A 13,362-nucleotide genomic window follows, 5' to 3' on the forward strand; every position below is an offset into this window, starting at 1 on the left:
GCCCGGCCTTGTGCCGGGCATCCACGAAGCGGCCGGAGGCCGCGCAACGGCAGACGTGGATGGCCGGGACGAGCCCGGCCATGACGGGGTCTGTGGGTGCGGCTCGGTTCAGCGATCAATCGATCAGCGCCTTGAAATGCGCCCGGATGGTCTGGGTCAGCCGGACGAACTCGGGGCTGCCGAGCACGTCGAGCTTGCGCGGCCGCGGGATCGGCACCTCGTAGATCGCGGCGATGCTGCCTGGGCGTTCCGACAGCACGACGATGCGGTCGGCCAGGAACACGGCCTCCGGGATCGAGTGGGTGATGAGGAAGGCGGTCTTCTTCGTCTCGAGCTGAATGCGCTGAAGCTCGGCGTTCATGCGCTCGCGCGTCATCGCGTCGAGCGCGCCGAACGGCTCGTCCATCAGGAGAATCTTCGGATCGTGCACCAGCGCCCGGCAGATCGCGACGCGCTGCTGCATGCCGCCCGAGAGTTGCCAGGGATGCTTGCTCTCGAAACCGGCCAGTCCCGCCATCGACAGCAGGGCCTCGGCGCGCGGCAGGTATTCGGCGCGCGGCAGCCGCTTCACCTCGACCGGCATCATCACGTTCGCCAGCACGGTGCGCCAGGGCAGCAGCAGCGCCGACTGGAACACGATGCCGACATCGCTGTGCGGCTTCATTACCACGCGGTCGCCCACTCGGATCCGGCCTTCGCTCGGCGCCATCAAGCCGGCGATCATGCGCAGCAGCGTCGTCTTGCCGCAACCGGACGGGCCGACGACGACCACGAACTCGCCGTCCGCGATCGACAGGTCGATCGGACGCAATGACGGCACATCGCCGTCCTTCGTCCGGTAGGTCTTGGCGACGCGCGTGATCTCGATCATCGCACGCGGGACCGGAGCCTGGTCGGGGGCGAGCATCAGACACCCGACCTCGCGAAGATGTCGTTGGCCGCGACCTCGTGCGCCGAGGCATGAGGGAACGAAGCGGCGAGCGGCGGCGACGGATGGTTCACGATGGGCCTCCCGGGTGTCTCGGCGCGATCACGCGGCGACCAGCAGGTCCTGGCGCTGGCTGGCGTGCCAGGGGATCACCAGGCGCTCGATCAGGTCGAGGATCCAGAACAGGATCACGCCGATCATCGCGAGGACGACCAGGGCGGCGAACATCGTCGGCAGCTCGAAATTGCCGATGCTGCGCTGGAGAACATAGCCGATCCCCGAATTCGAGCCGACGAACTCGCCGACCACGGCGCCCACCACGGCCAGCGTGATCGACACCTTCAATCCGGAGAAGATGGCCGGCATCGCATAGGGCAGGCTCACCATCCGGAAAATCTGGAGCCGGCTCGCTTCCATGGACCGTGCGAGATCCAGAAGCTCGGGCTCGACCGACTTGAAGCCCTGCACGGCGGACACGACCACGGGGAAGAAGCCGAGCAGGAAGGCGGCCAGCACTTTCGGCAGCATGCCGAACCCGAACCACACCACGAACAGCGGCGCGATGGCGACCTTCGGGATCGACTGCGAGAACACCAGCAGCGGATAGACGTAGCTCTCCACCGTTCGCGAGCTCGCGATCAGCATGGCGACCGGGATGCCGAACGCGGCGGACAGGAGGAAGCCGTAGACCGTCGCGATCGTGGTCGGCACCGCCTCCGAGAGCAAACGCGGCCACTCCTGCCACAGTGTCACCATGACGTCGACGGGGGCTGGTACCTGGTAGGGAGGTATGTGGAAAATACGGATCGTAAAATCCCAGAGCACGATCAGCAGGACGAGAAAAATCAAAGGTTTCAGCCAGGGCGCCCCGACGATCATCTGCAGTCCTCGCATGGCCGACCTCGTCACTCGTCTCGGCTGGGAGACCTTGCGACGCCATCGTCGCGGATGTAACCATTCGGTTATAAGTCTTGTAGGGAGCTGCTCGTGAGAGGGTCAAGTCGTCGGTGCTTCTACCGCACGTTTGCTGCACGTGCACAGGAGGCACGGCCCCAGGACGCGGACCGCCACCGGGCGGGACGGGGACGAGCATGAGCGTAGCGCCGCGTCTTCGGCTGGTCGAGGCGAGCTTCTTCGAGCGGCCGGTCAGGCTGCGGCTTCCGTTCCGCTTCGGCGTCGTCACCCTGCGGGAGGCGCCGCAGGCGTTCACTCGCGTGCGCATTCGGCTGGCGGACGGGCGGGAGGGAGAGGGCGTCGCTGCCCAGCTCCTGGTTCCTAAATGGTTCGACAAGTCTCAGGATCTGACGAACGAGCAGAATTTCGACCAGCTTCGTCGATCACTGGCCATTGCCCGTGATCATTTTCTCGCGGTCGGCGAGAATACGCCGTACGGCCTGTCGCTGGCCGTCGAGCCGGCGCATCGTGACGCGTGCACTGCAGCAAAGCTGAATGGTCTAGTCGCGTCCTTCGGACTTGCCGAGATCGAGCGCGCCGTTCTCGATGCGCTGGCGCGTCTTGAAGCCGCGCCCGCGTGCGATCTGGTATCCTCGAACCGCATCGGGCTCACCAGCCAGGCCGCGCCCGATCTCGCCGGCTTCGACCTCGACCGGTTCCTTTCAGGTCTCACGCCGGCGCCGTCGATCTACGTCCGACACACGGTCGGGATGGTCGACGCGCTCACACGGGCGGAGACGGTCGGCCACCGCCTCGACGACGGTCTGCCGGAAAGCCTCGAGGAGGTCGTCGAGACCTACGGACATCGTCACTTCAAGCTGAAGGTGTCGGGTGACGCGGCCGCCGACATCGCGCGGCTCGCGGGCATCGCAGCGGTGATCGACCATATCCCGGAGCCCTATGTCGTGACGCTCGACGGCAACGAGCAGTACGACACGGTCGAGGCCGTGGTGGCGCTGTGGCGTCGCATGAAAGAGGAGCCTCGCCTCGCCCGTCTCGTCGCGTCGACACTCCACGTCGAGCAGCCGATCGGTCGCGCTCGCGCGCTCGCCGAGCCCGTCCATGCGCTCGCCGGGCTCGTTCCGGTGGAGGTCGACGAATCCGACAGCGACCTCGACGTCTTCCCGAAGGCGCATGCGCTCGGCTATCGCGGGATCTCGGCCAAGTCCTGCAAGGGCTTCTATCGGGCCCTCCTCAACCGCGCTCGCGTCGACCACTGGAATGCGACAGCGGGGGCGCAGGGCGTCGCGCGGTGCTTCATGTCGGCCGAGGATCTCACCACCCAGGCCGGCATCGCCGTGCAGCAGGACCTGGCGCTCGCGACCCTGGTGGGCGTCACCCACGTGGAGCGCAACGGCCATCACTATGTCGACGGCATGGCCGGCGCCCCCGAGCACGAGCAGGCGCGCTTTCTCGCGGCGCATCCGGACCTCTATTCCCGCTCCGACGGGCGCGCGCGTCTGGCCATCCGGAACGGCGCCGTCTCGCTCGCCTCCCTCGGTAAGGCCCCGGGCCTCGCGCTGGGCGCCGAGCCGGATTGGGCGTCGATGCGACCCATGGCGGTATGAGTGATGCTGTGATGATATCGAACCCCTGACGTTCTGCTCTCGCTGCTCTCGCCGGCCGCCCCCGAGCCCCGCAATTCGGGCCGGTGCAGAGACCCTCGCAGCGCGCCGGCAGAAGCGCGCCATCAACGCAGACCTGACGATGACCAAGGGAGATCACGAATGAAACGAGCTCTACTCGCGGCTGCAGCGGCCGTGCTGGCTCTCACCGGAGCCGCCGACGCTCAGAACTATCCGTGGAAGCCGACCAAGCCGATCACCGTGGTGGTGCCGTGGGGCGCCGGCGGCTCGACCGACCAGGTCGTTCGTCTCCTCGCGAAGGAGATCGAAGGCGAGATCGGCCAGACTTTGGTGATCGTCAATCAGCCCGGCGCGTCGGGCTCGATCGGAACCAAGTCGGCCCTCGAGGCCCCCAAGGACGGCTACACCTGGACGTCGGGCGCGGCCAAGGACATGGGGACCTACTCGGTCACCGGGCTCCTCAACACCAAGCTCTCCGACTTTCACCTCTTCCTCGGCATCATCAACGCCTCGGTCGTCGGCGTGAACGCGTCGACGCCCTACAAGACCCTCGACGACCTCATCAAGGCGATGAAGGAGAAGCCGAACGGCGTGACGGTCGCCACCGCCGGCATCAACTCGTCGGGTGGCAACGCCCTCGGCGCGCTCCAGCAGGCGGCCGGAGTGCAGGCCCGTCAGGTCACCTATGACGGCGGCAATCCGTCCGTGATCGCCACGGCCGGCGGCGAGACCCAGGTGACCACCCAGCTCGCCGTCGAGCAGGCCGAGATGATCCGTGCCAAGCGCATCCGGCCGCTCGCCGTGGTCAGCAGCCGGCCCTTGATCATCGACGGCGTGCCGGAAATCCCGGCCATCGTCACGCTGCTTCCCAACATGCGGGTCGCCGACGACTACTTCGGCATCTTCGTTCCGAAAGGCGTTCCCGACGAGGTCGTGAAGACCCTCGAGGCGATCTGGAAGGACAAGATGGCGAATTCCGAAGCGCTGAAGAAGTACGCCCAGTCGCGCGGCGCCATCGTGTCGGTGGTGTCGGGCGAGGAGGCCCAGAAGGCCGCCATGCCGTCCGTCCAGGCGCTGGCCTGGGGCCTGTGGGACCGCAAGGAAGCCAAGGTCGAGCCCTCGACCGTCGGCATTCCGCGTCCGTGACCTGATCGTCTGCGCGGGTCGGGCCTCGGCCCGGCCCGCTTCTTTTCGTCGAGCTCTGCGAGGACCAATGCACACCAGACCTCTCGCCCGTGCCGATCTGATCACCGGGGTGATCCTGGTGGTGCTCGGCGTCGCGGCGTTCGTCGAGTCGTGGGGGATGCCCCGGCTCGAGGAGCGAAACATCAATCCGTGGACGGCGCCCGGCCTGGTGCCCGGCATGCTCGGCATCCTGATCGCGCTCCTCGGGACCGTCCTGGCGCTGCGCTCGGCCTTCGCCGGCGCCTTCGGGCCGCAGCTGCCGCTCGACGACGACACGCCGGAGCAGCGCCGCGCCGCCTGGCGTCGCCTGGTGCTGTGCTCGACCCTGTGCCTCGTCTACTCCGTCGGGCTGGTCGGCCACACGCCGTTCTGGTTCGCCACCGGGCTGTTCGTCTTCACCTTCATCGTCTCGTTCGAATGGGAGTGGGACGAGGCGTGGGCCTCGCGCGCCCGCAAGCTCGGCATCGCGGCCGCGATCGGGTTCCTGGCGGCGGTCGCCATCCCCTACCTGTTCGAGACCCTGTTCCTGGTCCGCCTGCCTTAGAAAGCGATACATCATGTTCGAGGGACTGGGTCACCTCTTCGACGCGTTCCAGACGTTCGCCAACTTCACGACGCTGTTCAACGTCTGCTGGGCCACGCTGGTCGGCATCACCATCGGGGCGCTGCCGGGCCTCACCGCCACCATGGGCGTCGCGCTGCTGACGACGCTGACCTACAAGATGGTGCCCGAGCAGGCGATCCTGGTGCTGATCTCCTGCTATGTCGGCGCCATCTACGGCGGCTCGCGCTCGGCCATCCTGCTGAACATCCCCGGCACCCCGGCCAATGCCGCCACGACGCTCGACGGCTTTCCGCTCGCCAAGCAGGGTCGCGCCGGCGAGGCGATGGGGCTGGCCACCACCTCGTCGATGATCGGCACCTTCATCGGCGTCTTCTTCCTCGCCCTCATCGCACCGGCACTCGCCGAGATCGCGCTGGACTTCCAGTCCTACGAGTATTTCTGGCTCGCCATCTTCGGCGTCGTCATCGCCGGGCAGATGTGCTCGTTCGACGACGCGCTGAAGGGGTGGATCGCCGGCTTCCTCGGCCTGTTCGTCGCCATGATCGGGCAGGAGGGCATCCACGCCGAGGAGCGCTTCGTCTTCGGCTGGTCGGAGCTCTCCGGCGGCATAGCGCTGATTCCGGCGCTGGTCGGCACCTTCGGGGTCGCCGAGATCCTCACCGTGATGCGCAACCGCGCCGCCGAGATGGCGACCAGCGTGGTCGATCACGTGATCCCCCGATGGAAGGATCTCTGGGACTACCGGCGGACGGTCGTCCGCTCCGGCCTGATCGGCACCGCGGTCGGCATCATCCCGGGCGTCGGCGAGGACATCGGCGCCTGGATCTCCTATGCGGCGGCGCGCCGCGCCAGCAAGGAGAGGGAGCTGTTCGGCAAGGGCTCGAAGGAGGGCCTGTGCGCCGCCGAGACCGGCAACAACGCCGCCATCCCGGGGGCCATCATCCCGGCGCTGACACTCGCCGTGCCGGGCTCGGCGCCGGCCGCCGTGCTGCTCGCCGCCATGCTGATCCACGGCCTGCGGCCCGGCCCGATGATCATGATCGAGAGCCCGGACTTCGTCTTCCAGGTCGTCTGGATGGTGGTGCTCGCGACCATCGCCATGGGTGTCTTCGGCATCCTGCTCACGAGGCCGCTGCTGAAGATCCTCAAGGTGCCGCGTGAACGACTGATGCCGGTGGTGTTCGTGCTCTGCGTCATCGGGCCCTACGCCATCACGCTGCGTCTGTTCGACATCTATGTCACTCTGTTCTTCGGCGTCCTCGGCTTCATCTTGCGCGAGATGAAGTACCCGATGGCGCCGCTGGTGCTCGGCCTTATCCTGGGCGACATCCTCGACAAGAGCCTGCGCCGCGCTTTGGTGCTGTCCGACGGTGATTTCACGCCGTTCTTCTTCCGACCGATCAGTGCCGTGCTGTGGATCACCACCGCGCTGGTCATCATCAGCGCTATTCCGGCCGTGCAACGTGGCGCCGCGCGCGTGTTCAACTGGAAGAAGGCGTGATGCGGATCGCGCTCTGCAACGAGGTGATCGCCGCGCTGCCGTTCGAGCGGCAGTGCGACTTTTCCGCGGCGGTCGGCTACGACGGGCTGGAGGTCGCGCCCTTCACGGTGTCGGAGCAGCCGCATCTGCTGCCGGCGGCCGAACGGGCCGCCATGCGGCGCGCCGCGGCGGACGCCGGGGTCGCGATCACCGGACTGCACTATCTGATGCGGGCGCCGGCGGGACTCTCCATCACCACGGCCGATGCGGGCCTGCGCGGGCGTAGCATAGAAGTGATGCGGCGCCTGTGTGAGCTGGCGCACGATGTCGGTGCCGGCGTGTTGATCCACGGCTCGCCCGACCAGCGAAGGCTCGACCCCGGCGCCGAGGCCGACGGGTTGAAGCGCGCCGCCGACGCTTTCGCCGCAGTCGCCGATACGGCCGCAGCCGCAGGCGTCGTCTATTGCATCGAGCCTCTGTCGAAGCGGCAGACCAACTGCATCAACACGGTCGAGGAGGCCGCCGCGATCGTGGAGGCGGTCGGCAATCCGGCGCTCAGGACCATGATCGACTGCTCGTCCTCGGCCGTCACCGAGGCCCGGTCGATCCCGGATCTGATCCGGCACTGGATCCCGACCGGCCTGATCGGCCACGTCCATTTCAACGATCCGAACCGTCGCGGCCCCGGCGAGGGCGACCTCGAGTTCGCGCCGATCGTCACGGCGCTACGCGAGGTTGGCTGGCGCGACGTGGTCGGCATCGAGCCCTTCGTCTACGAGCCGGACGGCCCCGCCTGCGCGGCCCGCGCCATCGGCTATGTTCGCGCCCTTCTCGAAGCCATTCCCTGACGGCGCCCGGCCGGCAGGCCCGGTCGCCTCGTTTCCTCGCAGAAGAACACTCCAGGACCAGCCATGCCCAACAAAGGCCTGTCGATCAATCTCGCCACCGTGCGCCAGCAGTGGAACCTCGGGGAGGCCGTCGAAGCCTGTGCTCGTCACGGCATCAGGGCCATCGATCCCTGGCGTGATCAGGTCGCGGCTTTCGGCCTCAGCGAGTCCGCGAAAGTCATCAAGGACCACGGCATGGACGTCACCGGCTACTGCCGGGGCGGCATGTTTCCTGAGCCCGACGCGGCCGGCCGGCAGGCGGCGATCGACGACAATCGCCGCGCCCTCGACGAGGCGGCGACCATCGGGGCCGAATGTCTCGTTCTGGTGGTGGGCGGCCTGCCCAAGGGCTCGCGCGACATCGTCGCAGCGCGCGAGATGGTGGCCGAGGGCATGGCGGCGATCCTGCCGCACGCCCGCGCCGCCAAGGTGCCGCTCGCCATCGAGCCGCTGCACCCGATGTATGCGGGAGACCGCGCCTGCGTGAACACGCTCGGCCAGGCGTTGGACCTGTGCGAGCGGCTCGGGCCGGACGTCGGCGTGGCGATCGACGCCTACCACGTCTGGTGGGATTCGGACCTCGCCAATCAGATCGCCCGGGCCGGCCGCGAGAACCGCATCTTCGCCTACCACATCTGCGACTGGCTGATCCCGACCAAGGACATGCTGCTCGACCGCGGCATGATGGGCGACGGCGTGATCGATCTCCCGGCCGTCGCCCGGATGATCGAGGACGCCGGCTTCACTGGCTATCACGAGGTCGAGATTTTCTCGTCCGAGGACTGGTGGAAGAAGCCCGGAGACGAGGTGCTGAAGACCTGCCTGGAGCGCTTTTCCACGGCTTGCTGATAGGGAGGCGGAGCTGCCGCGATCTCGTCCTGCTGTTCCGTCCTCCCCCTGAAGAGCCCGCATGGTGGGCGTCTCGACGGGCGAGGGCGGCCACGGACCGGCTCTCGGAGTGCCTCGGCCTCATGGTTCGAGACGCGCTCCTTCGGAGCGCTCCTCACCGTGAGGAGTGACCAGGAATGGTATGATCCCGCCGCCGTTGCGACGCGGGTGGTGAAAGGTACAAACCCGAACCCCTGAAGCTTTGACGCGTTCTACGGAACGAGTGCCCGCCGGGCCGGTGCACGTTCCAGACACAACGCGACGGAGCTTCCATGACCCCCGACCATTCCGCGCGCCCCGAGGGGCGCTCGTCCCCGGCTGCACCCGGCCTCGATCGGCGATCTTTCCTGGGCGCCGGCGCCTGCGGTGCCGCGGTGCCGCTGCTGGGTGCTGCGTCGGCCGCAGCTCAACCCGCCGTCGCGGCCGCGCCGGATGTCCGCAGGCCCCTGGATGTCAAGCTGCGCATCAACGGGCAGGATCATCGTCTCGCCCTCGATTCGCGGACGACCCTGCTCGACGTCTTGCGCGAGGAGGTCGGTCTCACCGGCACCAAGAAGGGCTGCGACCAGGGCCAGTGCGGCGCCTGCACGGTGCTGCTCGACGGCACCCGGGTGCTGTCCTGCCTCACCCTGGCGGTCATGGCGGAAGGCCGTGCCGTCACCACCATCGAAGGGCTCGCAAGACCGGACGGCAGCCTGCATCCGATGCAGCAGGCCTTCGTCGATCACGACGCCTTTCAGTGCGGATACTGCACGCCGGGGCAAATTCTCTCTGCCGTCGCTTGCGTGCAGGAGGGCCACGCGAAGGACGACGCCCAGATCCGCGAATACATGAGCGGCAACCTCTGTCGGTGCGCGGCCTACCCCAACATCGTGGCCGCGATCAATCAGGCCAAGTCCGAGATGGGGGCCTGACATGCAACCATTCATCTACCAGCGCGCCGAGACGCTCGAGGCTGCGGCGCAGGCCGCGGCCGCCTCGCGTGGCAGCCATGTTGAAGCTCCGGTCCAGTTCGTCGCCGGCGGCACGACGCTGCTCGATCTCATGAAGATCGACGTGATGCGGCCCGCGACCGTGGTCGACATCAATCCGCTGCAGGAGCGCTACGGCGCCATCGCGACCGACGACAAAGGGCTGCGGCTCGGCGCGCTCGCCCGCATGGCTCAGGTCGCGGATCATCCGTCGGTGCGGCGCGACTTCCCGGTCATCGCGCAGACCCTCGATCTCGCCGCCAGTCAGCAGCTCCGAAACATGGCGACGCTCGGCGGAAATCTCCTGCAGCGCACCCGCTGCAATTACTTCCGCGACGTGAGCTGGGCCGCCTGCAACAAGCGCAATCCGGGCTCCGGCTGTGCCGCATTGGACGGCATGAACCGCAAGCACGCCGTGCTGGGCACCAGCGACCAGTGCATCGCGACCTATCCGGGCGACTTCGCCCAGGCCCTGGTCGCGCTGGACGCGACGCTGGAGATCGCCGGTCCGCAAGGGCGCCGTGAGATCGCCGTCCAGCAGCTCCACAAGCAGCCCGGCTCCACCCCGAACATCGAGACCCAGCTCGTGCCGGGCGAGCTGATCACCGCCATCCTCGTGCCGTCGGCGCCGTGGACGCGTCGTTCGCTGTATCTGAAGGTGCGGGACCGCGAGTCCTACGAGTTCGCGCTCGCCTCCGCCGCAGTCGCCCTCGATATCGCGGACGGTGAGGTGCGCGAGGCCCGGATCGCGCTCGGTGGCGTCGCGACGATGCCGTGGCGGGCCAAGGAGGCCGAGGCCGCGTTGCGTGGACGGCGGCTGGACGAGGCTGCGGCGGAAGCCGCCGCCGAGGCGGCTTTCGCCGGCGCGCAAACCCACGAGCACAACGCCTACAAGGTGCCTCTCGGCCGCCGCACGCTGGTGCGCGCGCTGCTCGATGCGGCCCGGCTGGAGATCCGATCATGAGCATCGCCGCTCCCGAACCGAAAGCCAATATGGGCCGGCCCGAGCCCCGCCTCGACGCGCGCCTGAAGGTCACCGGTGAAGCCCGTTACCCGTCCGACGTGCCGGTCGGGAATCCGCTGCATGCCGTGCTGGTCACCAGCGCCATCGCGAAGGGTCGGCTCGACCGCCTGGACACGGAGGCCGCGCGCGCCGTCCCGGGGGTGGTCGAGATCTTCACGGCCGAGAACACCCGCGAGCTGAAGCCGCTGGAATACACCCCCGGCGGCGGCGGCGCCTCCACATCGGTGCAGGGGCTGGGCCCCGACATCGCGCATGACGGGCAGATCATCGCCATGGTGGTGGCGGAGAGCTTCGAGGTTGCGCGCGAGGCCGCCTACAAGGTGAAGGCGACGTATGCGCGCGAGGCACCGAGCGCGAGCTTCGGCGCCGCGGGGCTGGACGAGAAGCCCGCCGGCAAGGAGTTCCCGAAGGCCGGAGACGCGGCGGCGGCGCTCTCGGCAGCGGACGTCGTGGTCGACGCGGAGTACGGCACGCCGACCCAGCACCACAATCCGATCGAGCTGTTCACGACCACCTGCGTGTGGGACGGCGAGCATCTCACGGTCCACGAGCCGAGCCAGTTCGTTTACGGCCTGAAGAACAGCGTGGCCAAGCGGCTCGGCATCGATCCTGCCAAGGTGCGCGTCGTCAGCACCTATATCGGCGGCGCCTTCGGCTCCAAGGCGCAGCTCACCCCGCGGACGCCGCTGGTGGCGCTCGCGGCCAAGCGGCTGGGGCGCCCCGTGAAGCTGGTCGCGAGCCGCGACCAGGGCTTCACCATCGCGACCTACCGGGCGGAGACGAAGCATCGGATCCGGCTCGGCGCGCGACGGGACGGCAAGATCACGGCGTACACGCATGACGGCCGCGAGGTCACGTCGCGGCCGGACGCGTACAAGGTCGCGGGAGTGTCCGACACGGTCCGGCTCTACGATTTCGGCACCGTCGCGACATCGGTCAACGTCGTCCATGCGGACCGCAATACTCCGGGCTTCATGCGGTCTCCGCCGGTGGTGCCGTATGTCTACGCGCTGGAGAGCGCCATGGACGAGCTCGCCGTGGCGCTCGGCATGGATCCGGTCGAGCTTCGCCGGATCAACGATGTGACGAAGGACACGGTGAGCGGCAAGTCGTGGTCGTCCCGCTCGCTGATGAAATGCTACGACGAGGCGGCGGCGGCGTTCGGCTGGTCGCGGCGCACGGCCGAGCCCGGTTCGATGCGGGACGGCGAGTGGCTCGTCGGCTGGGGTTGCGCCACCGCCTGCTATCCGACCCACATGGCGGCGACCACGGCCCGGGTGCGGCTGCTGCCGAGCGGCGAGGTGCGGGTGCAGGTCGCGGCGCACGACATCGGCACCGGCGCTTACACGGTGATCGGCCAGACCGCGGCGGAGCGGCTCGGCGTGCCGCTGGCTGCCGTGACGGTCGAGCTCGGCGACTCCGATCTGCCGCCCGGTCCGGTCGCCGGTGGATCGACCACCACGGCGAGCACCTGCTCGGCCGTGATCAAGGCCTGCGACGCGATTCGTGAGAAGCTGGTCCGGGCCGCCTCGACGGCCAATGATGGCCCGTTGGCGGGGCGCTCGCCGTCGGATCTGTCGTTCACGGACGGCCGCGCTGTCGCGTCCGACGGGGCCGCCGAGAGCGTGGCCGACGTGATGCAACGGCTCGGCACGGCCGCCCTCGAGGAGTATGCCGAGTACATCCCGCACGGCGTGCAGCAGGACGGAATCCGGAAGCTCTATTCCGGGCGGGCCGCGATGACGGGCGGTCCGCACGGCGACAAGATCATGTACGCGCTCGGCGCCGAGTTCGTCGAGGTGCGGGTCCATGCCCGCACCCGCGAGGTGCGAGTGCCCCGAGCGGTCGGTGCCTTCGCGGGCGGGCGGATCCTGAATCCCCGTACGGCGCACAGCCAGCTGATGGGCGGGATGATCTGGGGCATCGGCTCGGCCCTGCACGAGGCGACGGAGATCGATCCGCGGGAGGCACGCTACGTCAACGACAATATCTCCGAGTACCTGATCCCGGTGAATGCCGACGTGCCTCGGATCGACGTGATCATGGTCCCGGAGGAGGATGCGGAGGTGAACCCGGCCGGCGTCAAGGGGCTGGGTGAGCTCGGCAATGTCGGAACGGCGGCCGCGATCGCCAATGCCGTCTACCACGCGACCGGCAAGCGCATCCGCGATCTGCCGATCAGGATCGAAGATCTGTTGTGAGACCGAGAACGAGGCCGGGGGGTGACAAAGAAGGAGAACAACGAATGGCGAACGATCTGAAGGGCTGCAAGGTGGCCGTGCTGGCGACCGACGGCGTCGAGCAGGTGGAACTCACCGAGCCGGTGAAGGCGTTGCGTGAGCAGGGTGCCGACGTCCAGGTGGTGGCACCGAAGAGCGGATCGATCCAGGGCTACGACCATCACGACCGGAAGGACGCGATTCCGGTCGACCGCACCCTCGACGCGGCCCGCCCCGACGAGTTCGAGGCGCTGCTGCTGCCGGGCGGCGTGATCAACCCGGACGCTCTGCGGCTGGAGCCGAAGGCGGTCGAGTTCGTCAAGCACTTCGTCACCTCCGGAAAGCCGATCGCCGCGATCTGCCACGGGCCCTGGATGTTGATCGATGCGGGCGCCGTGAAGGGCCGCAAGGTGACGTCTTGGCCGTCGCTGAAGACGGATCTTCGAAATGCCGGCGCGGAGTGGGTGGACCAGGAGGTCGTCACCGACAACGGCATCGTGACGTCGCGAAAGCCGCAGGACATCCCGGCCTTCAACCGTAAGATGATCGAGGAGTTCGCCGAGGGGCGGCATCAGCGGCGGGCGGCCGAGTAGGGTCCATAATCCTGCCCTGATCGGGTGGTAGAGCAAGGCATCATCCGATCACGGCGATGATCTGGCGCGGCCCGGTTTCCGG

General features: G+C 68.1%; 12 protein-coding genes. 10 read left to right on the forward strand and 2 right to left on the reverse strand.

Annotated elements, in window-relative coordinates:
- Positions 1–115: 115 nt before the first annotated feature.
- On the reverse strand, positions 116–907 hold the full coding sequence (locus tag CH341_RS20315) for an ABC transporter ATP-binding protein (protein WP_111420805.1): 792 nt from the start codon (positions 905–907) through the stop codon (positions 116–118).
- Between the two features lie 123 nt (positions 908–1,030).
- Entirely contained in the window at positions 1,031–1,822 is a 792-nt protein-coding gene (locus tag CH341_RS20320) for an ABC transporter permease (protein ID WP_111420806.1), read from the reverse strand.
- Between the two features lie 197 nt (positions 1,823–2,019).
- Here CH341_RS20320 and CH341_RS20325 point away from each other — a divergent pair, with 197 nt between their 5' ends.
- From CH341_RS20325 to CH341_RS20370, 10 genes are all read left to right on the forward strand, one after another.
- Positions 2,020–3,450, forward strand: coding sequence for an enolase-like domain-containing protein (locus CH341_RS20325; protein ID WP_111420807.1), 1,431 nt, complete (start codon positions 2,020–2,022; stop codon positions 3,448–3,450).
- Positions 3,451–3,609: 159 nt separating this feature from the next.
- On the forward strand, positions 3,610–4,614 hold the full coding sequence (locus CH341_RS20330; protein ID WP_111420808.1) for a Bug family tripartite tricarboxylate transporter substrate binding protein: 1,005 nt from the start codon (positions 3,610–3,612) through the stop codon (positions 4,612–4,614).
- 67 nt (positions 4,615–4,681) lie between these two features.
- A complete protein-coding gene (locus CH341_RS20335) occupies positions 4,682–5,197 on the forward strand; it encodes a tripartite tricarboxylate transporter TctB family protein (RefSeq protein WP_111420809.1) in 516 nt (171 codons plus the stop codon).
- 13 nt (positions 5,198–5,210) lie between these two features.
- Positions 5,211–6,719 (forward strand): tripartite tricarboxylate transporter permease, encoded by a 1,509-nt coding sequence (locus CH341_RS20340; RefSeq protein WP_111420810.1) that lies wholly within the window; start codon positions 5,211–5,213, stop codon positions 6,717–6,719.
- Complete coding sequence (locus CH341_RS20345) at positions 6,719–7,546, forward strand: sugar phosphate isomerase/epimerase family protein (RefSeq protein WP_170149733.1); 828 nt, start codon at positions 6,719–6,721, stop codon at positions 7,544–7,546. Before CH341_RS20340 ends, CH341_RS20345 begins: the two co-directional genes overlap by 1 nt.
- Positions 7,547–7,609: 63 nt before the next feature.
- Positions 7,610–8,434: a sugar phosphate isomerase/epimerase family protein gene (locus tag CH341_RS20350; protein WP_111420812.1), complete on the forward strand. Its 825-nt coding sequence runs from the start codon at positions 7,610–7,612 to the stop codon at positions 8,432–8,434.
- 311 nt (positions 8,435–8,745) lie between these two features.
- The gene (locus CH341_RS20355) at positions 8,746–9,387 is read left to right on the forward strand and encodes a (2Fe-2S)-binding protein (RefSeq protein WP_111420813.1); all 642 of its coding nucleotides are present in this window, start codon (positions 8,746–8,748) and stop codon (positions 9,385–9,387) included.
- A gap of 1 nt (position 9,388) precedes the next feature.
- Positions 9,389–10,408, forward strand: coding sequence for an FAD binding domain-containing protein (locus CH341_RS20360; protein WP_111420814.1), 1,020 nt, complete (start codon positions 9,389–9,391; stop codon positions 10,406–10,408).
- Positions 10,405–12,669, forward strand: coding sequence for a xanthine dehydrogenase family protein molybdopterin-binding subunit (locus CH341_RS20365; protein WP_111420815.1), 2,265 nt, complete (start codon positions 10,405–10,407; stop codon positions 12,667–12,669). The genes CH341_RS20360 and CH341_RS20365 overlap by 4 nt, the downstream gene beginning before the upstream one ends.
- Positions 12,670–12,713: 44 nt before the next feature.
- Positions 12,714–13,280: a type 1 glutamine amidotransferase domain-containing protein gene (locus CH341_RS20370; protein ID WP_111420816.1), complete on the forward strand. Its 567-nt coding sequence runs from the start codon at positions 12,714–12,716 to the stop codon at positions 13,278–13,280.
- The last annotated feature ends 82 nt before the right edge of the window (positions 13,281–13,362 follow it).

Source organism: Rhodoplanes roseus (assembly GCF_003258865.1).
In the GTDB taxonomy this organism is placed as follows: Bacteria; Pseudomonadota; Alphaproteobacteria; order Rhizobiales; family Xanthobacteraceae; genus Rhodoplanes; species Rhodoplanes roseus.